We start from the raw sequence: 23,366 nt of genomic DNA, 5'->3' as shown, positions 1-23,366 counted from the left end.
TTTTAAATTCCCATATTTTACGGATAGTTACTGAATTTATCAAAGGTAAATCCGCATCATCCGGATGATGTCAGCCATTGTCTTTTTTAATTTAATTTCCAGATATTGAAATTTAGGACAGTGGCGAAGCAAACCCATAAGAAATAGGGGATAAGCAAATACGCTGCAGGCCTACTTACTACTTTAAACCATTTGATGGTGGCCAGGATCAGGATCAGGAGTATAACGATAACAACAAGCGCCCAGAAGGGTTGTTGAAAGCCAAAAAATACAATACTCCAGAAGGCATTAAATAGTAACTGGAAACCAAAATAATAAAGAGCAGTCTTCACCCATATATGATAAAATCCCTTCGCCCAGACGATACCGGCTGCAATCCCCATCATGATATATAATAGTGTCCAGACAGGGGCAAAAACCCAATCGGGGGGATTAAAGCTGGGCTTATTTAAAGTGGTGTACCAGGTGCTCACAGAACTCTGGGTAGCAAAACCTGACAAAAACCCAATGAGCAGGCAAATTATAACGGCAATACTGATATATGCTATTTTCTTTTTCATTTTACCTTTCTCAATACCCTAAAATAGGAATTTATTTTAATTGAGACTTCGCGTAAACGCCCTAAGGACTATCTTTGTGGGAAATTGTACTTTCATGAGCGAACAGGAATTTATTCCTGCCGAATTAAAAAATCTGGCTGGCAGTGGGGAAACTACATGGAGGGCACCCAGCAATATTGCCCTGGTAAAATATTGGGGGAAATACCCCGGACAGATACCCGCAAACCCATCCATCAGCTTTACACTTTCAACTTCAGCTACAACAACTGGAATAAAATTTAACAAGCAAGGAGACGGGCGGGAAAAACCTTCGTTTGACCTTCTTTTTGAAGGAAGCCCAAACAGGGCATTTGAGCCTAAAATCAATAGTTTTATTGAGCGTATCCTGCCTTATGTTACGTGGTTACCTTTCTATCACCTCCATATCAATACTTCCAACAGTTTTCCACATAGTAGCGGCATTGCCTCTTCAGCCAGTGGGATGGCAGCCCTGTCGCTATGCATCATGGACATGGAAAAAAAGATGAATCCCGGAATGAGTGATGAACACTTCTATCGAAAAGCTTCCTTTCTCGCCCGTCTGGGATCAGGTAGTGCCTGCAGGAGTATTGAAGGGCCTATAGTGAGTTGGGGAAAGCACGATCATATCAAAGGGGGTTCTGATCTGTACGGAACTGCATTTACAGATCCTGTACACCAGGTTTTTCAAAACTTTCAGGATACTATTTTACTGGTGCACAAAGGAACGAAGACTGTAAGTAGCACTGCCGGGCATGCTTTAATGGATGGTCACGCTTTTGCGGCTCAAAGGTTTGCCCAGGCAAATCGTAACTTAATCTCAATGACGGATGTGCTGGCAAAGGGGGATATGGATCAGTTTATCGAGTTGGTGGAGAGCGAGGCCCTGAGCCTACATGCCATGATGATGACCAGTATACCTTACTACCTTCTGATGAAGCCAAATACCCTAGCAATTATTGAAAAAGTATGGGAATTCAGGAAGGAAACAGGAGAAGCATTGTGTTTTACACTTGATGCAGGCGCCAATGTTCATCTCCTTTATCCGGGAGAAAGTTCTGAAAAAGTTTTGCAATTTATTAAGAATGAGCTTGTTGTGTATTGTGAAAAGGGACAGTATATTTGCGACCACATAGGTGCGGGTGCCAAAAAAATATAATCCCGGAGCTTGTTATCCGGATTTTAGGATTAACTTTAACTAGCGGAATCGCTATTTCAATATGAAGGGACCACTTTTTTATTCAAAAATTCTCTTGTTTGGGGAATACGGTATCATCAAAGATTCCAAAGGACTTTCAATACCCTATAATTTCTTTAAAGGAGCTCTTAAAACGGAATTTCCATTATCTGAGGGGGCTAAAAAATCCAATGAAAGCCTGATTAAATTTGCCACTTATCTGGAAAAATTGCAAAAAAAGGATCCCGGTCTGGTGCAATTCGACACTGACTCCTTAAAAAACGATTTGGAAAAAGGCATGTATTTTGACAGTTCCATTCCACAGGGATATGGAATTGGAAGTAGTGGAGCTCTTGTAGCCGCCATCTACGATAAATATGCCCTTCAAAAAATTACCGTTCTGGAAAATCTCACCCGCGAAAAATTATTACATCTGAAAGCCATTTTTGGCAAGATGGAATCGTTTTTTCATGGGAAATCGTCTGGCCTGGACCCGTTAAATAGCTATCTGAGCCTTCCTATTCTGATCAATTCTCAGGACAATATTGAGTCTACCAGTATCCCATCACAGAATTTAAACGGAAAAGGGGCAGTCTTTCTTCTTGATAGCGGAATGACGGGTGAAACGGCGCCTATGGTCCAAATCTTCATGGAGAAGATGAAAAATGAAGGATTCAGAACCGTCCTGAAGGATCAGTTTATAAAGCATACAGATGCCTGTGTGGAAGACTTCCTTTCTGGGAATGTAAAGTCCCTCTTCGGAAATCTGAAGCAATTATCCCACGTAGTATTGGATCATTTTAAGCCTATGATCCCAAAACAATTTCATCAGCTGTGGAAGAAAGGGATAGAATCAAATGACTATTACTTAAAACTTTGTGGCTCCGGGGGAGGAGGATATATACTTGGTTTTACCCAGGACATCGACAAAGCGAAAAAAGCCCTGCAAGGACACCGACTGGAAGTGGTTTACAACTTCTAAAACATCTTCAATGCTTAGTAGAAAGAACAAACTCCTGCTTTTAAAGCTGTTGAGTTTGTTTTCAATAGTGAGAGGCTACAATGTACTTATGATTGTATTAGCCCAATATCTGGCCGCTATTTATATCATGGCGCCCGATCTACCTTTACGAGAAGTCGTATTTGATCTGCGCCTTTTTGTTCTGGTTCTGGCATCGGCATTGGTTATAGCTGCGGGGTATATCATCAATAGTTTTTACGACTCTGAAAAGGATCTGATCAACAAACCTCGTAAATCTATGCTCGACAGGTTGGTAAGTCAGCAAACCAAACTCAGCACCTATTTCATTCTGAATTTCCTTTCCGTTTTGTTCGCCAGCTATGTTTCTTTTAAAGCCGTTCTATTCTTTGCGGCATATATTTTTGGAATCTGGCTCTATTCACACAAATTGAAACGCCTTCCCTTGCTTGGAAATTTGGTTTCGGCAACTCTGGCGATTACACCTTTCTTTGCAGTATTTGTGTATTACAGAAATTTTGAAACCGTCATTTTTGTCCATGCGATCTTCCTCTTCCTTCTTATTCTTTCCAGAGAATTTATTAAAGACATGGAAAATATAGCGGGGGATATCGCTTTAAATTATAAAACTATACCCATACTGTTCGGAACGAAATACTCCAAAATATCTATAACCCTCCTGGCAGGCCTATCTTTACTCCCCGCTTTTTTGTTGATTGAAATATTTGATGTGGGGTATATGTACCTGTATTTTATACTCGCCATGGCGCTTTTGATCATTTTTATCTTCCTCCTGTGGCGGGCATCCACGAAGAAGGACTACGTCTGGCTGCACAACATCCTAAAATTCATTATCATCGCGGGCGTATTTAGTATTCTTCTGATTGACGTCGACCTGGTTTTAAACCGAATCCTGTAGATTCCCTTCCGGACCCCGGTAAATTGCTACCTTTGGAGAAAATTTAACCATGAGCAGGTCTGATTATAAAGGAGAGGGAAAGTCATCTGGAAGAGGAGCAGGTAATTTCAGGAAGAAGAGTTATACCCGTGGCAACGCACCCATTAAGAAAAAGAGGGAAAATACGCCGACTTCCGATGCCGGCCTCATCAGGCTAAACAAATATGTTGCCAATGCCGGAGTTTGTTCCCGGAGAGAGGCAGATACCTATATCGCAGCCGGAAATGTAACAGTTAATGGAAAGACGGTTACCGAAATGGGATTTAAAGTGAATCGTACTGATGAAGTTCGATTCGATGGCCGACTCCTTAATCCAGAGAAAAAGGAATACATTCTGCTGAACAAGCCGAAGAATTTTATTACCACAACCCGCGATGAAAAGGGGAGGAGAACAGTGATGGAACTGATCAGCAATGCATCTAATGCTCGTCTCGTTCCTGTGGGGCGGTTAGACCGTAACACAACAGGTTTGCTTTTGTTCACAAACGATGGTGACCTGGCCAAGAAATTGACCCATCCCAGATATGGGATCAGGAAGATCTATCACGTAGAACTGAATAAAAATCTCAAGGCAGATGATCTCCGTAAGATTCAGGAAGGTCTTATGCTGGAGGATGGCCTGATTAAGGTGGATGATATAAGTTACCTGAACAATGCCCCCAAAAAAGAGGTAGGTGTTGAGATTCACAGTGGCAGGAACAGGATCGTCAGACGGATTTTTGAACATTTGGGCTATGACGTGATCAAGTTAGATCGGGTAATTTTTGCCGGTCTAACTAAAAAGGATCTCCCCAGAGGACACTGGCGCCATTTAACCCAGCAGGAAGTCATCAATTTAGGGATGACTCAGTAGTCTACTTACCAGATGAGGTTTTGGAGTAAAGTACAGAACCTACATGTTCCCAGAAAACATTTTTGGTAGGATTGTTTGGGGGTATTTCCGTTTTTTGAGAAAGGTATTCCCCTACCAGTAGTCTTAGGTGTGTTATCTGGGTGTTTTCCCCAAAAAAATTCTCATAAGCCATGTCCCATTTCTCAAAAGCCCTTCCTTCTCGTTCTTCATAGCTCAGTAACTCTACATCTTTATGCCTGGGATCTACTTTTATCTTATCGAACAGGGTTAAGACTTTGTACTGGTTGCCTTCAAGATATTGAATAAACTCGCCCTGGTAATAAAGCAGGCATCCGGTAATGCCCTGGTCATGATTAAAATTCTGTGCCTTTACCAGCATTTCCTGGATATGATCCAGGCTAAATCCAGGCCTGGCGACGGACCGATAGACTAAACTGAACATGGTCTGTAGTACTTTGGTTTTGGTTGTTGTCTGTAAAGATAATAAGTCGGAGTGTTCTCAGGAGTCCTTCACCCGATATTTATCCATCTTTTGTCTTATTTCCTCAAGGCAGAGATTGCCAATACTTCCCAAATGCGTATGCCGGGCTTCTTTCGGGGTTTTAAAACTTCCACTCTCTACCTCCTCGGCTATTTGTCGATATGCGTCACGGAAAGGAACCCCATTTTTAACCAGTTCATTGAGGGCGTCAACTGTAAAAAGCAAGTCGTATTTCGGATTGTCCAGAATATCTTTTCGCACCTTTATTTTTCTAAGGGTGAAGGCGGTTATATCCAAACAGGCTTTTAATTCCTGAATTGCGGGAATAAGACTATTCTTTGTAAGCTGCAAATCCCTGTGGTATCCGCTGGGAAGATTGGTAAGCAACATAGACAATTCATTGGGCAGGGCCTGAATGACATTACACTTAGCTCTGATCAACTCAAAGACATCAGGATTCTTTTTATGTGGCATTATACTGCTACCTGTAGTGAGGTCGTCGGGAAAAGAAACAAAGTTGAAATTCTGACTCATATACAGGCATATATCCATTGCGAGTTTAGCCAGGGTAGCTCCAACCCCCGCAAGAGCTGTCGCAGTTACCTTTTCTACTTTTCCCCTTCCCATCTGGGCTGCAATCACATTGTATTTTAGAGTTTTAAACCCTAATTCCCCGGTAGTCATGGCGCGGTCTATAGGAAATGAACTGCCGTATCCTGCAGCGCTTCCCAAGGGATTCTGATCTGCAACATTGTAGGCGGCATTAACCAGGATCATATCGTCAACCAGACTCTCCGCATAGGCAGAGAACCATAGACCGAAAGAAGAAGGCATTGCCACTTGCAAATGTGTATAGCCAGGGAGGAGTACATTCTGATAAGTGCCGGCCAGTTCGAGAAGTAAATCAAATAACTCATTTATTTGCTCATCGATAATCTGCAATTCATCTTTGATATAGAGTTGGATAGCAACCAGGACCTGATCATTTCGCGATCGGGCAGTATGAATTTTTTTCCCAGTATCCCCCAACCGATCTATCAGAAGAAATTCGATCTTGGAATGCATATCCTCAAAAGAATCCTCTATGGTAAATTCCCCTTTTTCCACAGACTTACCAATGGATTCTAATTCGGCCAATAATGCGCGATTTTCTTCCTCGTTCAGTAAACCGATAGAATGCAACATTCTGCAATGGGCCATTGAGGCTTTCACATCGTAAGCAGCCAGGAAAAGATCCAATTCTCTGTCGTTGCCAACAGTAAATCGATCTATTTTCTCATCAGTTTTCATTCCTTTGTCCCAAAGCTTCATAATTCAGATTTTTTTCAGGAGGTTGTTTTTTGCAAAAAACCAATTAGTAAATTAATATACAACTCAATTCCTTCTTCAATTTCAGCCATGTAAATATATTCATCTGCACTGTGGGAGCGGGTGCTGTCTCCTGGTCCCATTTTCAGGGATGGGCAACTCAGGGCAGCCTGATCTGAAAGCGTGGGGGAACCGTAGGTACTTCTTCCCAATGCCATCCCACTTTTTACCAATGGATGATCTTTGGGGATAGCTGAGGAATTCAGGTGAAGAGACCTGGGAGTTAGCTTACAAGGAGCCTGGTCTTTGAGTATTCGGGCTATATCATTATTTGTATAGCAATCGTTCACCCTTACATCAATTACAAGATCCACGCCGGCAGGCACTACATTGTGTTGATTTCCGCCTTTGATCTGGGTGACCGTTAGTTTTACCTCTCCCAGTACTTCAGATACCTTTGGAAAATTGAAGTTTTTAAACCAGCTGAGTACGTCAATACAATTGTAAATAGCATTATTCGAGTTGGGATGTGCAGCATGGGAAGGAGTTCCGCTGACTTCCGCATCAAAAACAACAAGGCCTTTTTCAGCAATTGCCAATTGCATCAAGGTAGGCTCCCCTACTATGGCAACATCTATCTCAGGAAGTATCTCAAGCATAGAATTTAAACCTTTGGATCCTGAGCTTTCTTCTTCTGCAGAGGCAACAATGATGAGATTGTGAGAAAGATCCTGTTTTTTATAAAAATAAGTAAAGGCTGCCAGTAGCGATACCAAAGCTCCTCCCGCATCATTACTTCCCAGGCCGTATAGTTTGCCATCTTTTATCTCTGCCTTAAAAGGATCACGGGTATAGCCGGAATTCGGCTTTACTGTATCGTGATGCGAATTGAGAAGCAGGTGGGGTTTGTTCTGATCATAGTGCTTATTAAAAGCATATACATTATTATTTTCTCTGTGGAATGTAATATCATGATCCCTGAACCATTGCTCCAGAAGAAGGGCCGTTTCATTTTCCTCAGAGGAAAAAGAGGGGGTCCCGATCAATTCTTTCAAAAGGCTAATGGCTTCACCGCTGAGGTTAGAAATTTCTTGCGTCATAGGGTTAATGTTGTAAAAGTGGATGGGTTAGGCCTTAGCATATTGATATTTCCTATACATACTTTATGAACCGAATGGTCTAATGCATGGAAGCAGTTTTCCATCTTGGGAAGCATGCCTTCAACAATGACCTTTTCCCTGACTAAACTGAAATAAGATTGTTTGTTAATATGCGAAATTACGGAACTGTCATTTTCGATGTCTGCCAATACTCCTGGTTTCTCAAAACAATAGTAGAGGGTGGTGGTGTATTCTGAACTAAGGGCGATGGCGAGCTCAGAGGCAATTGTATCGGCATTGGTGTTTAGCAATTGGCCTCCATCGTCATATGTGAGGGCACAAAAAACAGGAACCAAGCCAGATTGTAGTAATTCCTGAAGGGCTTTTGTTCGTATAGAAACAATATCCCCTACAAAGCCAAAATCAATTGATTCTACCGGTCTTTGTACTGATTTGATAAGCCCTGCATCAGCTCCACTCAGCCCAATGGCATTACATTCCAGAGCCTGCAGTTCACTTACGATCGACTTGTTGATGAGGCCGGCATAGACCATGACAGCTACTTCCAGGGCCTGCTTATCAGTCACACGTCGCCCATTGATCATCCTTGTTTCGATCCCTAATTTTTTACTGAGGTCAGAGGCTTTTTTCCCTCCGCCATGAACCAGTATTTTAGGTCCGGAAACTTGCTTAAAAAAGGATAGGAATCGGGATAGTTCTGTACTGTCTCCGATGATATTACCCCCTATTTTAATAATGGACAAAGCAGGTTTCATAGGGATTCCAGTATTTTAAGTAAAGCTACCTGTGCAGCATAGGTTCTGTTGTTGGCCTGTTGGATTACAAGTGAATTATCTCCATCTAGAACCGAATCTTCTACGATCACATTCCGCCTTACGGGAAGACAGTGCATAAAACTGGCCTCTCCCAGTTTATCCTGAGTAATCATCCAATGAGGATCGTTATTGAGCACCTCTCCATAAGGCTTATAGGCACTCCAGTTTTTGACGTAGACAAAGTCGGCATCTTTCAGGGCGCTGTTCTGATCGTATGAAACCGGGACATCTTTTACGATCTCCGGGTTGAGTTCATATCCGGGAGGATGAGTAATACTAAAATCGAATTGAGGATTTTGCCTCATAATGCCGATAAAGGAGTTAGCTACCGCATGAGGCAATGCCCTGGGGTGTGGAGCCCATGAGAGGACTACTTTCGGGTTCTTTTTCTTAGTATGCTCCGAGATGGTGATCAGGTCTGCCAGGGCCTGTAGGGGATGCCCTGTGGCACTCTCCATATTTAAAATTGGGATGGATGCGTACTTCCTGAATCCGTTCAGGACCATTTCGGCTTCATCCTGTTCTTTTTCTGTAAGGGAGGCAAAGGCCCGAACACCCAGCACATCGCAATACTGTGAAACTACTTGTGCAGCTTCCCTTATATGCTCTGCCTTTCCCTGATCCATAATAGTTCCGTCCTCAAATTCGAGAGCCCAGCCTTCGTTGCCAAAATTCATCGTCATACAATGCATCCCTAAATGATAAGCGGCTTTCTGTGTACTCAGCCGGGTACGCAGACTGTTGTTAAAGAACAAAAGTCCCAAAACCTTTCCTTCTCCAAGCTTTTTATATTTAAAAGGCTCCTTTTTGCATTCAGCTGCCAGTGACAACCATGAGGACATAGAATCGATATCATCAATGTGGAGGTAATGCTTCATTCCAATTCCTGTTTTAATGCGGTAAAAAAAGTATCCAGATGGGCTTCGTTGATATTCAGCGCAGGGAGAATACGTAAAACCTTTTTATTTTTCGCACTTCCGGTAAAAATATGTTGCTTAAGAATGAGATTTTTACGCAGCTCAGCTACTTCGAAATCGAATTCGAGTCCGAGCATAAGTCCCTTGCCTTTAACTCTTTTAAGCTGAGGGATTTGCCTTGCACATTTTTCAAAGTACGATCCCAGATCGGCAGCATTAGCTATCAGATTCTCTTCTTCTAAAACCTCCAGTACTGCCAGGGTAGCCGCACAGGCCAGGTGGTTGCCACCAAATGTCGTTCCCAGTAATCCGTATTTTGCCTTAATCTCCGGATGGATCAAAATTCCGCCTACGGGAAATCCGTTACCCATTCCTTTTGCGATCGAAATGATATCGGGGGTAATGTCGTGATGCTGAAAAGCAAAAAACTTTCCACTTCTCCCAAATCCCGACTGTACTTCATCTGCAATTAAAACCACTCCGTTTTGTTTGCATAAGTGGGCTACTTCCTTGCAGAAAAGAGGAGAAGGTTCATCGAGTCCGCCAACTCCCTGAATGGTTTCCAGAATTACCGCACAGACGTCGCCTTTTGATAATTCTTTTGCCAGGGCATCCCTATCTTCAAAAGTCAGAAATGTCACCTGCTGTTGTTGGTTTATAGGAGCATTGATGGCCGGATTATCTGTGGTAGCAACAGCAGCAGAAGTCCTGCCATGGAAGCTGTTTTTAAAGGCAATCACTCTGCTTTTTCCAGTGTGGAAAGAAGCGAGTTTTAAGGCATTTTCATTGGCTTCAGCCCCTGAGTTACAGAGAAATAGGTGATAATTGTCACAGTTTGACAAGGCACCTAGTTTTTCAGCAAGTTTGCGTTGCAAGGGATTTTGAACAGCATTGCTGTAAAACCCGATTTTGTCCAGCTGATCCTTTAACCTTTTGACGTAATGGGGATGCCCATGTCCGATGGAAATTACGGCATGCCCACCGTAGAGGTCGAGGTATTCCTGCCCCTTGTCATCTGTTAATATTACGCCCCTGGCCGAGACCGGGGTAATATCGTAAAGGGTATATACATCAAATAGTACCATACTACCCTTTTCTTATCTGACTAATTTTTTCAAATGAAGCTACAACTCCCCTGATCAGGGAAGAACTAAGACCCTGATGTTCCATTTCATTAAGGCCTTCAATAGTACAGCCCATAGGTGTAGTCACCCTGTCTATCTCTTCCTCAGGATGATTTCCCGATTCTATCAGGAGAGAGGCAGCACCATTGCAGGTATGCATGGCCAGCTCCTGGGCTTCTTTGGCATCAAAGCCCAATTGAATGGCTCCCTGGGTAGTCGCTCTGATCAGCCTCATCCAGAATGCAATTCCACTCGCGCAAATCACAGTTGCGGCCTGCATCTGCGATTCTGGTATTTCCATGGAATGGCCCATTCGATTAAAAATGGCCTTGGCCAGCTCAATTCTTTTGGCCCCCGCATCATTGCTGCATAAACAGGTCATGGACTTCCCTACTGAGATAGCCGTATTGGGCATGCTTCTTATAATATAGGCCTCTTTACCTATAATGGATTCGATCTTTTCAATACTAAATCCTGTAATCGTTGATATGATGACATGCTTATCGGTGAGGTAATCTTTTACATCCTGTAGTATAGCCTCAAAATGTCCGGGCTGAACGGCAAATACCAGTATATCAGATTCCTTAACTGCAAGTATATTATCTGTTGTAACCGTTACATTGCCATACTTTTCATATTCCTTAATGCTTTCTATATGTCTTTTGGTAAGATACATGGTAGTAGCACCATTAGAGTGGAGAATCCCTTTTGCGATGGATACTCCGAGGTTACCTGCCCCTATAATTGCGATTTTCATTGTTTTTTGTTCTGCTTAGATAATGTAGTTTAAAATACACTCGACTTCAGGTTTAATCCTTCACCTTCCGGTAAACCGAGCATCAGATTCATGTTTTGCAACGCCTGTCCACTGGCCCCTTTTAATAAATTGTCAATGGCCGAGGCAATTAGAAGAACCCCTTCGTGTACCATAAGGTGTAAATGACAATTGTTGGTATTGATGACGGGTTTCAGAGCAATAGGATTTTCGGAAACATGTGTAAAAGGAGCTACCTTGTAATAGGCCTTATATAATTCCTGAGCATCTTCCAGGGATCCCTCAAATTTGGTGTATGCGGTTACCCAGATACCTCTGGTAAAATTGCCCCTGTTGGGAATAAACCATAGTGGCCCCTTCCCAGGCTGATGGTGCTCGAGGCTTTCATTGATCTCCCCAAGATGTTGATGGGTAAAAGCCTTGTAATGTGACATATTGTTTTCGCGCCAGCTGAAGTGGGTAGTTGGGGATAGACTCACCCCTGCGCCAGTACTTCCGGTGGTGGCATTGATATGCACTTCCTGATTGAGCAATTGTGCCTTGGCCAGAGGCAGGAGCGCCAGCTGAATGGCTGTGGCAAAACAACCGGGATTAGCTACGTTTTGCGCCTTTGTAATTTGCTCTCTGTAAAGTTCAGGAAGACCGTAAACAAAACCCCTGTTTTTAAAGGTGTTTTGATCCTTTAGCCTGAAATCATTACTGAGGTCAATAATTTTTGTTTTTGTTGAAAAGGAATGTTCCCTAAGGAAGCGGGTTGAATTGCCATGTCCCAGACATAGAAAAATAACATCTGCTTCAGTATTAATGGTGCCGGTGAACTTCAAATCAGTCTTTCCCAGGAGATCGGTATGTGTATCTGATATTCTGGTTCCCGCCCTGGTGGTACTGAATACAAAATCAATTTGTACACCAGGATGATGTAGTAACAACCTGATGAGTTCACCGCCGGTATAGCCCGAGCCTCCTATGATACCTGCTTTAATCATGGATTTTATTTATCTGACTGGCAATTTTGCCAGGGTTGGACAATATTTTAATAAACCCTTTGGCATCTTCTGCAGTCCAGGCCTTGTTTATTTCTCCATAGCTGCCAAATTTAGCAGCCATCAGATCGTGCTCAGACCTGATACCGTTTAATTCAAAGCGATAGGGATATAAGGTGATAAATACATCACCGCTAACATTCTTTTGAGAATCAAGAAGAAAGGCTTCGATATTTCTCATTACCTCATCCAGGTAATTTCCTTCATGTAATAACATCCCGTAAAAATTGGCCAGTTGTTCCTTTTGAAATTGCTGCCATTTACTAAGGGTATGTTTCTCCAACAAATGATGCGCCTTTATGATCAACAAAGGAGCTGCTGCTTCAAAACCAACCCGACCCTTAATACCAATAATAGTATCACCAACATGTATATCACGGCCAATAGCATACGACGAGGCCATTTTTTCCAGTTTTTCAATATTTAGGACCGGGTCATCAGTTGTCCCGTCAATTGCAGTCAGTTCTCCTTTATTAAAACTCAGCGTTATTTCCTGTGGTTGTTCCTTTTTTAGCTGACTGGGGAAGGCTTCCTGCGGGAGACCTTTATCAGATGTCAGGGTCTCTGCACCTCCAACGGAAGTACCCCATAAGCCTTGATTAATGGAATACTTGGCTTTTTCCCAGGAATAATTTACCCCTCTTTCCTTGAGGTAGTTGATCTCTTCTTCCCGGGATAGTTGCCCATCGCGGATGGGCGTAATAATTTCTATTTCAGGAGCGATAATCTGAAAGATCATATCAAATCGTACCTGATCATTTCCGGCTCCTGTACTTCCGTGGGCAATAGCTGACGCACCGGTTTCTTTGGCATATCGTACAATTTCAATAGCCTGGACAATTCGTTCAGCACTTACACTTAAGGGATAGGTATTGTTTCGAAGGACATTTCCGAAAATCAGGTATTTTACCACCTTGTTATAAAAGCTTTGAACAGCATCTATGGAAGTATAGGAATGGGCTCCAAGGTTTAATGCCTTTTTTCTGATTTCTTCTATTTCCTTCTGAGAAAACCCTCCCGTATTTACACTTACCGCGTGTACTTCATAACCCAGGTCCTGTGACAGGTGCATGGCACAGTAAGAGGTATCGAGGCCGCCTGAATATGCGAGTACCAGTTTTTTTGATTTGATGTTTTTAGTATTCATCCTATCCTTTTTTCTTTTTAAGCAATAATTGCTCTTTTATACTTTTAAGTCGGCTGAAGGTCTTATTGTTGAGCTTCCTGCTTTCATATTTTTTTGAATGCGCAGGGTCATACAGCATTCCTGTACAGAGACACATTTTTTGTTCAGTTCGCGTCAGGATATCAAAATTCTTACAGGTCTGACATCCTTTCCAGAATTCGGGGTCATCGGTAAGTTCTGAAAAAGTCACGGGTTTATACCCCAGTTCGTAATTCATTTTCATTACTGCTAGCCCTGTAGTAATTCCAAAAATCTTGGCTTCAGGGAATTTCTTTCTTGAGAGCTCAAAGATGGCTTTCTTGATTTTTTTTGCCAGTCCCTGGTTGCGGTAATCCGGATGTACAATTAGTCCGGAATTCGCTACAAATTTCTGATGGCCCCATACCTCGATATAGCAAAAGCCGGCAAATTTATCACCGTCTAATGCGATGACGGCATTTCCGTTTACCAACCTTTTGATGATATATTCCGGAGTTCTTTTGGCTATACCGGTGCCTCTCACCTTAGCTGAATCCGAAATGGTTTCACTGATGACAGTAGCGTATTTTATATGAGATTCGTTAGCAATTACAATATCCATTGCTGTAAAGATTATTCAAAAATGTATTGGACTGAAAGTTCGATGCGGAAATGGACTCACCTATTTCCATGAGAGAAGTACACCCTTACGGGCGGCGACGAGATGGCACAAAAAATCCGGCCTGAGCAGGCTTAAGATTTAGTGTTAGGATGTGACCTATCGCATTCATGAGAGTCAAATGTACAAATTAAATTGGATTAACACCCTTGCCCCCATATTTTTTGGGAATTAGTGATTTAAAACTACCATGCTTAAATAATTCGTAGATCAAAAACCCATATACCGATAAATATTCAATGATGAGAAATCCTATGGACTCTTCTGTGGCCGGGTCCCTGTATGCGGTATAGCTGAAAATAATTGTCGCTGACCAGACCAGTGGGAATCTGTAATCGGTAAATATGGATAAGGCAACCAGTGTAATAATATACCAGGGGTGTACGGTAGGTGTCAGAAAAAAATACAGGGCCAGAATAAAGAGCATTGATTGGATTAGAATGTGCTGAGAGCTATTTTTTCGAAAAAGGGTCAGGATTCCCACCCATACAATGACAACTAATGGGATCAGTTTCCCATAGCTTTTAATAAGCTCCCAGGGTTTTAGATCAACTCTTTCGCCCAGACTCTTAACCACATTGTAGATACTGGCATTAAATTCAAAATTTGAGAACCACAGGGATAGTGTTGCCATATAATTTTCTGCAAATGCAGGATTGTAAAAAGGCAATAAAGTAGCAGCAACGATCAAAATAACAATTGTGTTGAAAATAAGTCCTTTTTTAATTCCAAGAGCTTTGAAGAAAAGGGGTAAGAACATCAAAGGGATTAGTTTTACAGAAATTGACAGGGCCATGGGCAATGCGGCTAACATCCATTTATTTATAGTTATAAGATGAAGTGTCAGGAGAAGAAAAAATAGCATCACTCCTTCAAAGTGAAGATTACCGCTTAACTCTATTATAATCAAAGGATTTAAAAAGTACCAGAAGATAAGGTGAGGAGATTTATTGACAAACTTCAGAAGTTTACGTCCAAAATAGAAAATCCCCAGATCGGCAAAGAGTAAAATCAATCTGATGGCTATAACTGATCCCAGGATCTTTCCACCCCCTAACCATACCGAAAAGCCAAATATAAGCTGGCTTAGCGGAGGATAATTACTGAAGTTGGAAGCACTCAGGGATTCCATCCCTTCAACCAGATATCCGGCTTGTGGAATAATGATATCTGAATTTCCAAGCAGCTCAGCTGGAAGATATAAATATGGATTTTCCCCAAGTAAAACCAGATGTCCATCCCATATAAAGCGATAGAAGTCTTGTGACAGGTTGGGGATGGCAAAGAGAAAAATTAATCGAAATACAACTCCCAGGAAAAGGAGAAATTTATAGTTCCATTTTTCAAATTGAATCAGTTTGTAACACAGGATAAAAAGTCCCAGATATAAACCAAACATTCTGGCGAAGTCTGAGCGTTGAAGATGGTAGGCAAAGGTGTAATAAAGCAGCCCGCAGAGGATGGAAAGTAAAATGGGAACTTTGTGGAGTTTCCAATACGTCAGAACCGCGTTGGGCATGGTTGGTAAGGCAATTGGTTTTTACAAATAACCGAAAAAAAAGGGGATTTCCGACAAAAAAACAAGGAGCCTTCATGGGTAGACGAAGACTCCTGTTTGCTATTTAATTGGTGGCTAATATTAAAATTTCAATTCTGTTATACCTTTGCGGTAAGTGACTTAAAGAATACAAAGCCAAACCCGAGGAAAAGCATAAAATGGAATGGGAATAATCCAAAATCATTTAGTGGGATGGCGCTGTACATACCGAATAAAAAGTAAACCATAAGGGCAAACTCCAGGATCATATTCGGAGAGAGCTTTGTAGCCAGGTATTTATTCCCTTTCCAGCTATCCGTAAGGTTATTGATGTTGAATTTCGGTGTTCTCACGAATTCACTTCGCTTTCCCATATGTCCTTCCAGAACGGCGACAGTATTGTGCAGGGAGAAGCCAAGGGCTACAGAGAAAAAGGTAAAAAACAATTTGATGTAGTCGATAAAATTATCAAAACTGCTTCCCTGAATACTTTTGTAGGTGAACCAGTAACAGATAAAAAGGATGATTGTTGAAACGATAAAAAAGCTGGTTGCTTCAAAAATCCAGTCCAGATGCCCGTAAGTGTTTTTGATGTACAACATCGGAATACTTAAAATAGCAACCAGAAATACAAAAAGGAACATGGAACTGTTCAAAAGGTGCATTACCCCGTGGAACTTTGTTTTAAAAGGAATATTCTTTGCCGTAATCACATTGAGAACTGTTTTTCTGAAATTCTCTGCCCCACCTTTATTCCAGCGGAATTGTTGAGAACGGGCTGCGCTGATTACCACAGGAAGTTCGGCCGGAGTTTCTACATCTTCGAGATACTTAAATTTCCAGTTTTTGAGCTGTGCCCTGTAACTTAGATCGAGGTCTTCAGTTAGGGTATCTCCTTCCCAGTTACCTGCATCCAGAATACATTCTTTTCTCCAGATCCCTGCAGTTCCGTTAAAATTGATAAAATGTCCTTTGGCATTACGTCCTACCTGCTCAAGGGTGAAATGAGCATCCAGGGCAAAGGCTTGTATACGGGTGAGTATGGAGTAATCGCGGTTAATATGTCCCCATCGGGTTTGTACCACTCCTATTTCTTCGTCCTTAAAATAAATCACTGTTTTTTTAAGCCAGTCTGAATCAGGTAGGAAGTCGGCATCAAAAATAGCGATGAAATCGCCTTTGGCAATTTTCAGACCTTCTTTCAGGGCACCGGCTTTAAATCCCTGCCGGTTTTCTCTTCTGATATGCTTTATGTCGAGACCGCTTTCCCGAAGTTCTTCAATTCGTTTTGCTGTTTGATGAACTGAATCATCGGTAGAATCATCGAGTACCTGGATTTCCAACTTGCTTTTTGGATAAGCAATTTTGGCGATGTTGTCCAGCAATCGGTCCACTACGTACTCTTCATTGTAAATGGGCAATTGAATAGTAACTGAAGGTATTTCTTTTGGATCTAACAGATTGAATTTTGGGGCTAGCTTCTGGGTTTTCTTGTACCCCAGGTAGTTGAGCAACAAATTGAGCTGGGCAAGACTGTAGAAAAATATCAGGAGTAGTGCAAGGCTGTAAATTCCGATAATGATGTAAGCAATAGTTAGTCCCATTTTATTTTAAACTGTATTTAAATATCCAAGTCAGGATTTTTATGCCGGCAAATATAGTACCTTTTACCGTACCTGACACTTTTGAGATACCAATTCTTTTTTTGTAACGAACTGGTACTTCGGTATATGCTATCTTTTTCTTTAATACTTTTAATTGCATTTCAACTGTCCAGCCATAGGTCTTATCTTCCATTTTTAAGGCCATGAGCTGTTCGTAACGAATAGCTCTGAATGGCCCAAGATCTGTAAAATCAGATCTGAAAAACAACCTCATCAGGAAAGTGGCCAAGCCGTTACCAAACCTTTGTTGTGGTGTCATGGAACCTTTTTCCTGTAATGCTTTTGAACGTGCACCGATCACAAAATCTACATCTCCATCCAAAATCGGCTTTACAACTTTGTGGAGGTCTTCCGGGTAATCGGAATAATCTCCGTCCATAAATACGACAATACCAGGGGGTTTGGATCGATTCTGTAAATAATTTATCCCTTTGAGGCAGGCATAACCGTATCCCATATTTTCTTCAAAGAGTACTGTAGCGCCTGCAGCTTCCGCTACTGAGGCCGTATTATCAGTTGAATTATTATTTACAACAATGATTTCTGAAACGGAGCCGGGAATCTCTGAGATAACATGGCTAATAGACCGGGCTTCATTAAAGGCAGGAATGATGACTACGATTTCCATTAGCTGCGACTAAGCCATACAAAGGTTAGGAGATATGACCAATCGGGTGCAAAAATAGCGGAATGCTTTTATTTATCATTAACAAGGTGCATTAAATCCACATCATTCCCCAGCAGGACCTGAGTGGGATTGATCCTTCCTTTCTCAGGACCATTTTCCAATTTAAGCACTCCCCTGGGGCAAACTGCTGAACAGATCCCACACCCAACACAGCTCGAACGGATGATGTTTTCCCCCTTCTGTGCATAGGCTCTCACATCAATCCCCTGCTCACAATAGGTGGAGCAATTGCCACAGGAAATACATTGCCCGCCGTTGGTGGTGATTCTGAATCTCGACTTAAACCGCTGTACAAATCCCAGATAAGCGGCCAGTGGGCAACCAAATCTGCACCAAACCCGATTGCCAAAAATGGGATAAAAACCGGTGCCGATCACACCTGCAAAAATAGAACCAATAAGAAGGCCGTAGGTGTTTTGAACGCTTGAAGTTTTAATGCCCAGTACCGTTCCGGTTTCCGAAAAAAAGCTGTAGAGTGTCATCAGGGTCATCCCTACCGCAAAGACCAGTACCCCATGGACTAACCACCTTTCCACCCGCCAGGATAAAAGCGTTTTGCTCGAATGTTGCCTGTATGGATCCCCCAGTGTTTCTGCAAGTCCGCCACAGCCACACACCCAGGAGCAATACCAGCGCTTCCCGAAAAAATAGACCATCACCGGAACAATAACCAGGGTAAGTACCGTTCCCCAAACTAAAATAAAGATCCCAATTCCGCCGCTGTTTATCAGGGAGCGTAAATTCCATTGGAAAAAGAAATCGTAATCCAGGGGGAAGGCATTTTTAAAATCGTAGTATGGCATTTGCAGGCGAACCATGATCTCAGGGATGAGGAAGGCGAAAACGATCTGGAAAAACAATACAGAGGTGGTTCTGATCGTCTGATATCGATTATGCCTGTATTTGATATACATCCTTACTCCCATAACGGTCATAACAGTACAATACATAAAGCCATAAACAAACCAATGCCCGGCAGGATTACCACTGAGGGATTCACTAATCGGATCAACCAGATAGGTCCAGTTCACCGCATATTGCGGCCTGAAATACAATAAGAGGTAGAAAGCGATCAAATAAAAGAACACCAACCAGGCTATCCATCCACGGTTAGTTGCATTCGCATGATAAATTCCGTTATTTTTTATCCCTTTTTGTCCCAGCAAAATTACATTTGGGAGGATAAATAATAGAGCGCCGACAATACTCAAACCAAAGGTTAGCCACCACATCAGGCCTTTGTTTTCGGGAATAAATCCAGTCCCGGCCCTTTTCCCTAAATCGGCAGAAATATCGTGAGCTTTCGTATAAATTATCTTGTTGTATTCCTTATTCTTTCGATGCGTGCTATTGGCTTGGTCCAGTGCCGTTGCAATGATAGGGGAAAGATTGTGCATCCCGGAAAAACGCTTTCCTACCACTTCTTTGTCCAGGGTTTCAAGGAACAATTCACTTTTAATGCCTTTCTCCTCAACCCATTGTTTAAAATCGGAATCCTTAAGCGAATAAGTACCAATAAATGGAAGTACCGTAAAGATGCCCAGTCCTGCTAAGAAAAGAATCAACCCGATATGTTTTGTCGTTTTCATACTGATTTCAGGTATTAGGCAGATTTGAAGATGCGTTTCCAACTTTTCTTTTTGGGCTTGATATTTGTACCGAAGGTACTGTTGTAATTGTCAACTATTTCCTGCTCATATTGACCGTAAAACTCAGGATCGAAGTTGGCATCCCTGAGGTGTTCCATTACATAATCAATGGTGCGACCCTCGGTGAGCCATCGATCAAACATTTCATGTCTCATCCTTATACCGAAGGTGTTGATTCCCAGGAATTTTTTATCGGAAGAGTGGAAGGCCATCGTTATGCATATCATTTCCTTATCATGCCTCCAATGGAAGTGCTCTTCAAATTCCCTGCGATTCCTGTCGCTGAATACCCATCCATAGGTCTGGTATTCAATATCCAGAAATTTGGCTGAATTGAACCAATGTCCGGGATTGTATTTTCTTCGCTTCCCGCAAATGCTATGCGCAACTGTTTCCCCCATCATTCGGCCGGTATACCAGACGGCCTCCACCGTACGTCTGTTGCCAATGGCCTTTTCCTGTTCGGCACAGTCACCTATAGCGTATATATCAGGAATATTTGTTTCCAGATATCGATTTACCCTGACTCCTTTTCCCAGTTCAATTCCTGAATTCTCCAGAAAAGTAATGTTAGGTGTAACCCCAGCAGTTAGTCCTACCAGATTACAGGCAATAGTTTCTCCCTTGTCTGTGACAACTGCCTTCGCCCTCCCTTCTTCGTCAGCGAGGATTTCCACAAGATTGGTGCTCAGGCGTAAATCGATATGGTGATCGCGGATGTGTTCATTGATCATTTCAGACTCCCCCTCTGGCAGAACGCCATTCCAGAAACTACTTTCCCGAACAAGGAATGTCACCGGGATATCCCTGCTTCTCAGCATTTCGGCCAGTTCAATACCTATCAGGCCACCACCAACGATTACCGCTCTGCTGCAAGCTTCGCTATCCGGTGCATCAATTTCCAATTGTTCCAGTTCCTGTTTTGAATACAGACCCTGAACCCCTTTAAGATCCTGACCAGGCCAGCCAAATCTGTTAGGTTTGGAGCCAGTAGCTATGATAAGTTTGTCGTAATTAATGGGATCGCTGTCCTTTAGAATCAACTGTTTGTTCTCATGGTCTACTCTGTTTACATATCCCTGCACCAACTCGATGCGGTTTTTCTTCCAGAACCAATTTTCATAGGGTTGGGTATGTTCAAACTTCATATGCCCCATATAGACGTACATCAGGGCGGTACGGGAAAAGAAGTACTCGCTCTCGGCTGAAACGACTATAATTCGTTTATCAGATAATTTTCTGATATGTCGTGCGGCGGTCACCCCAGAAATTCCATTTCCAATGATTACAACGGTTTCCATGAATTCAAACAGATTTTTACCTTGAGTCGGTTTAAATATAAGAACTTAACAGCCCATTAAGATTCTGCCGACTTTAAAAAATTGTAAATTAGAGTTTGTAACGCCAAGTGAAAATGAAAAGATCGTGTTTCTTTTTTTTATGTCTTCTACAAATTTCCTGTGGAAGCCAATTTGTAGGGAAGATCAATGGGGTGAGTTTTGTTGCATCTCGCGATGAAGTAAAACAGGAGCATATTAAGCCTGTTAAACAATTGTATGCAGACCATGCCGCTGTAATGCCATTTGGATTTATTCGTGAGGTCAACTCTCCCGAGATCATCTTTGATACAGAACGTCAATGGTTTGGCGAGACTCGAGTTGGTGCCAAACAATACATTGAACTGCTCCACAAGAATAAAATTAAGGTGATGCTTAAACCTCAAATCTGGATTTGGCGGGGAGTATTTACCGGGGAATTGGAGATGCAGAGTGAGGCCGACTGGCAGAAGCTGGAACAATCCTACGAAGCTTTTATCCTAACATATGCCAGCCTCGCGGAAGAGTCAAAAGCTGAGATCTTCTGTATTGGCACCGAATTGGAACGGTTTGTAAGTCAGCGACCAGAATTCTGGAAAAATCTGATTCTTAAAATAAAGGAGCGTTACAAAGGGAAGCTTACATATGCCGCAAACTGGGATGAATTTGGAAGGACTCCCTTTTGGGCGGATCTAGATTATATAGGCATTGATGCGTATTTCCCCTTGTCGGAGGCCAGGACACCAACTGTAGAAGAACTAAAATCAGGATGGAAACCGTGGAAGGATAAAATAACATCAGTATCTGAGTCGGCCAACCGACCTGTCCTCTTTACCGAGTTTGGATACAGGAGCATGGATTTTACAGCCAAGAAACCCTGGCTGGTAGACAGAAACGAAGAAACTGTTAATCTGGAAGCTCAGGTCAATGCCAAAAAAGCCATTTTTGAATCCTTTTGGGACGAAGAATGGTTTGCAGGAGGTTTTGTCTGGAAATGGTTTATCAACCACGAAAAATCTGGTGGCCCCCAGGACAACCGATTTACCCCACAAAACAAACCTGCACAGGAGGTCATTAAGACTTTCTACAAGGTTTATCAATAACCTTTATTTATCGCTTTTAGCCTGTTAATTCGGTTTAACATGCCTGGTGTAATAGGCGTAAAGAACTTCTGGACGAGAGCCTCTGAAATACAATAAATGAATCCTTGCAAAGTGATATTGCAGTTTTAAAAAACCGTTCAACCTGTACTTGCGTGCTGAGGTCTTTATTTTCTTCGGTAATACTTTAAACTTTGATTCGCGGTAGATTCTGCCTATAAATTCATTGTCCTCATAAACCCTGTATCTTTCATCAAAACCTCCGAGTGAATAGAATAATTCTTTTGTTATAAAAAGGGATTGATCTCCTCCGCGACAGAGAAGAAAATTAAAGCGGGAGAACCAGGCAAAAATACTAAGGAATCTACTAGAGCTGTCGAATTCGAGCCTGAAACAACCTGCTGCAGACTTTCGGGAATTGGCCTTTCGGATCAACAGGTCGAATGCCTGAGGAGGAAAACTATCCGCGTGCAGGAAATAGAGAATATCCCCTTTTGCTAATCGTGCACCCTTGTTTAATTGAAGTGCCCTTCCCCGGGGGGAAATCTCAACAACAGCGCCCAGGGAAGTGGCGATCTCAACCGAACGATCTGTACTTCCCCCGTCCACAACGATGAGTTCGATTTTTTCAGGGGATTCCGCTGCGGTTTTCAAATACGGAATCAGCCTTGAAAGGTTTTCTTCCTCATTGATCACCGGGATTACGACACTTATGTCTGGGATTTCACTTTTTTTCATTCAGGCTCCAGTCGTAGGGAAGATAAGACAACTTTATATTTTCCTGAAGATCGATTTTTGTATATGGTTGAATAAAACTGATCAGACTTCTTTTTTGCATAAAATCACCCCGGTACCATTTAAATATGGGAGAGAGATTTAATTCCTCCTTAGTAATTTGATTTTTTGTCTTGTCGTTAATAAAACTCATGGTCGCCTGTTGTAATTGCAACTCCATACCTTTGGAGGTGTATGCCTTATTCATCAGTTTAGGACAGGAATAGGAAGCGCAATTTATGGCGAAATGTATACGGGGTTCGTTCATCTTACGTAAAATTCCGAATTCAATCTTGCTAAGGGAAACCATGTCATTACCCAGGCGAATTCGATTCTTGCCCCAGGGGCTATCTATATCCTTGATGCTCTTTAAGGGATAATTTTCCAGGATCAGCTGAACGGTTGCCGCATTGTAGAGGTTGATGTAAAAAGCCAGTTTCTCATTCTTCGACTGCCTTGCGCTCGGCTCATTTTTGCCCAGGTAGCTGAGATATTTTTCGAGCTCAGCTTTTCTCTTCATAAACCCGGGATAGTCTACAAAACCGTCTTCTGAAACATTTTCCTTTAGCAATACGGTCCATGCCGAATGGTCTAATCCCTCACTATCCTGAAAAGTGATCAAATTTTGAGGCGCACCAAAAAGGGTGCTTATCCAAATTACAAATAGAGTGATATTCATTTCTCGT

General features: G+C 42.2%; 23 protein-coding genes. 5 read left to right on the top strand and 18 right to left on the bottom strand.

Going from position 1 to position 23,366, the window contains the following annotated elements; all coding sequences use genetic code 11:
• Positions 1-86: 86 nt before the first annotated feature.
• Entirely contained in the window at positions 87-560 is a 474-nt protein-coding gene (locus ACA086_RS00230) for a TspO/MBR family protein (protein ID WP_371001188.1), read from the bottom strand.
• Positions 561-654: 94 nt separating this feature from the next.
• On the opposite strand from ACA086_RS00230, the gene ACA086_RS00225 reads away from it, so the two are divergent.
• The 4 genes from ACA086_RS00225 to ACA086_RS00210 all read left to right on the top strand — a co-directional run bounded on the left by ACA086_RS00225 (position 655) and on the right by ACA086_RS00210 (position 4,545).
• A complete protein-coding gene (locus ACA086_RS00225) occupies positions 655-1,737 on the top strand; it encodes a diphosphomevalonate/mevalonate 3,5-bisphosphate decarboxylase family protein (RefSeq protein WP_371001187.1) in 1,083 nt (360 codons plus the stop codon).
• 61 nt (positions 1,738-1,798) lie between these two features.
• Positions 1,799-2,737 carry a mevalonate kinase gene (locus tag ACA086_RS00220; protein ID WP_371001185.1) on the top strand — a complete coding sequence of 313 codons (939 nt, stop codon included), beginning with the start codon at positions 1,799-1,801 and terminating at the stop codon, positions 2,735-2,737.
• 10 nt (positions 2,738-2,747) lie between these two features.
• Positions 2,748-3,653, top strand: coding sequence for a geranylgeranylglycerol-phosphate geranylgeranyltransferase (locus ACA086_RS00215; protein WP_371001184.1), 906 nt, complete (start codon positions 2,748-2,750; stop codon positions 3,651-3,653).
• A 49-nt stretch (positions 3,654-3,702) separates the two neighbouring features.
• Positions 3,703-4,545: a pseudouridine synthase gene (locus ACA086_RS00210; protein ID WP_371001183.1), complete on the top strand. Its 843-nt coding sequence runs from the start codon at positions 3,703-3,705 to the stop codon at positions 4,543-4,545.
• Between the two features lies 1 nt (position 4,546).
• Here the strand turns inward: ACA086_RS00210 and ACA086_RS00205 are convergent, their stop codons facing one another.
• The 15 genes from ACA086_RS00205 to ACA086_RS00135 all read right to left on the bottom strand — a co-directional run bounded on the left by ACA086_RS00205 (position 4,547) and on the right by ACA086_RS00135 (position 20,791).
• A complete protein-coding gene (locus tag ACA086_RS00205) occupies positions 4,547-4,987 on the bottom strand; it encodes a BLUF domain-containing protein (RefSeq protein WP_371001182.1) in 441 nt (146 codons plus the stop codon).
• A gap of 57 nt (positions 4,988-5,044) precedes the next feature.
• Positions 5,045-6,337, bottom strand: coding sequence for an argininosuccinate lyase (gene argH, locus ACA086_RS00200; RefSeq protein ID WP_371001180.1), 1,293 nt, complete (start codon positions 6,335-6,337; stop codon positions 5,045-5,047).
• A gap of 14 nt (positions 6,338-6,351) precedes the next feature.
• Positions 6,352-7,434, bottom strand: a complete 1,083-nt coding sequence (locus tag ACA086_RS00195) for a M20 family metallo-hydrolase (RefSeq protein WP_371001179.1) — start codon at positions 7,432-7,434, stop codon at positions 6,352-6,354.
• Positions 7,431-8,210 carry an acetylglutamate kinase gene (gene argB, locus ACA086_RS00190; protein WP_371001178.1) on the bottom strand — a complete coding sequence of 260 codons (780 nt, stop codon included), beginning with the start codon at positions 8,208-8,210 and terminating at the stop codon, positions 7,431-7,433. Before argB ends, ACA086_RS00195 begins: the two co-directional genes overlap by 4 nt.
• On the bottom strand, positions 8,207-9,148 hold the full coding sequence (locus ACA086_RS00185; RefSeq protein WP_371001177.1) for an N-acetylornithine carbamoyltransferase: 942 nt from the start codon (positions 9,146-9,148) through the stop codon (positions 8,207-8,209). Before ACA086_RS00185 ends, argB begins: the two co-directional genes overlap by 4 nt.
• Positions 9,145-10,272: an aspartate aminotransferase family protein gene (locus ACA086_RS00180; protein WP_371001175.1), complete on the bottom strand. Its 1,128-nt coding sequence runs from the start codon at positions 10,270-10,272 to the stop codon at positions 9,145-9,147. Before ACA086_RS00180 ends, ACA086_RS00185 begins: the two co-directional genes overlap by 4 nt.
• 1 nt (position 10,273) lies before the next feature.
• Positions 10,274-11,068, bottom strand: coding sequence for a pyrroline-5-carboxylate reductase (proC, locus tag ACA086_RS00175; protein ID WP_371001174.1), 795 nt, complete (start codon positions 11,066-11,068; stop codon positions 10,274-10,276).
• A 29-nt stretch (positions 11,069-11,097) separates the two neighbouring features.
• Entirely contained in the window at positions 11,098-12,072 is a 975-nt protein-coding gene (gene argC, locus ACA086_RS00170) for an N-acetyl-gamma-glutamyl-phosphate reductase (RefSeq protein ID WP_371001173.1), read from the bottom strand.
• A complete protein-coding gene (locus ACA086_RS00165) occupies positions 12,065-13,276 on the bottom strand; it encodes an argininosuccinate synthase (protein ID WP_371001172.1) in 1,212 nt (403 codons plus the stop codon). Before ACA086_RS00165 ends, argC begins: the two co-directional genes overlap by 8 nt.
• A gap of 1 nt (position 13,277) precedes the next feature.
• Entirely contained in the window at positions 13,278-13,895 is a 618-nt protein-coding gene (locus tag ACA086_RS00160; RefSeq protein ID WP_371001171.1) for a GNAT family N-acetyltransferase, read from the bottom strand.
• Positions 13,896-14,082: 187 nt separating this feature from the next.
• Positions 14,083-15,471 (bottom strand): mannosyltransferase, encoded by a 1,389-nt coding sequence (locus ACA086_RS00155; protein ID WP_371001169.1) that lies wholly within the window; start codon positions 15,469-15,471, stop codon positions 14,083-14,085.
• A gap of 137 nt (positions 15,472-15,608) precedes the next feature.
• Positions 15,609-17,093: a cellulose synthase family protein gene (locus ACA086_RS00150; protein ID WP_371001168.1), complete on the bottom strand. Its 1,485-nt coding sequence runs from the start codon at positions 17,091-17,093 to the stop codon at positions 15,609-15,611.
• Between the two features lies 1 nt (position 17,094).
• A complete protein-coding gene (locus tag ACA086_RS00145; protein WP_371001167.1) occupies positions 17,095-17,781 on the bottom strand; it encodes a glycosyltransferase family 2 protein in 687 nt (228 codons plus the stop codon).
• A 68-nt stretch (positions 17,782-17,849) separates the two neighbouring features.
• Positions 17,850-19,430 carry a 4Fe-4S binding protein gene (locus tag ACA086_RS00140; protein ID WP_371001166.1) on the bottom strand — a complete coding sequence of 527 codons (1,581 nt, stop codon included), beginning with the start codon at positions 19,428-19,430 and terminating at the stop codon, positions 17,850-17,852.
• 14 nt (positions 19,431-19,444) lie between these two features.
• On the bottom strand, positions 19,445-20,791 hold the full coding sequence (locus ACA086_RS00135) for an NAD(P)/FAD-dependent oxidoreductase (RefSeq protein WP_371001165.1): 1,347 nt from the start codon (positions 20,789-20,791) through the stop codon (positions 19,445-19,447).
• A gap of 113 nt (positions 20,792-20,904) precedes the next feature.
• Here ACA086_RS00135 and ACA086_RS00130 point away from each other — a divergent pair, with 113 nt between their 5' ends.
• Complete coding sequence (locus ACA086_RS00130; protein ID WP_371001164.1) at positions 20,905-21,909, top strand: glycoside hydrolase; 1,005 nt, start codon at positions 20,905-20,907, stop codon at positions 21,907-21,909.
• Between the two features lie 24 nt (positions 21,910-21,933).
• Here the strand turns inward: ACA086_RS00130 and ACA086_RS00125 are convergent, their stop codons facing one another.
• Both ACA086_RS00125 and ACA086_RS00120 read right to left on the bottom strand, forming a co-directional pair.
• Positions 21,934-22,644: a TIGR04283 family arsenosugar biosynthesis glycosyltransferase gene (locus ACA086_RS00125; RefSeq protein WP_371001162.1), complete on the bottom strand. Its 711-nt coding sequence runs from the start codon at positions 22,642-22,644 to the stop codon at positions 21,934-21,936.
• Complete coding sequence (locus ACA086_RS00120; RefSeq protein ID WP_371001161.1) at positions 22,631-23,359, bottom strand: DUF547 domain-containing protein; 729 nt, start codon at positions 23,357-23,359, stop codon at positions 22,631-22,633. The genes ACA086_RS00125 and ACA086_RS00120 overlap by 14 nt, the downstream gene beginning before the upstream one ends.
• Positions 23,360-23,366 lie beyond the last annotated feature (7 nt).

The organism is Muriicola sp. E247, from assembly GCF_041358175.1.
GTDB lineage: Bacteria > Bacteroidota > Bacteroidia > Flavobacteriales > Flavobacteriaceae > Muriicola.
This window is presented reverse-complemented; position numbering and strand designations above follow the sequence as displayed.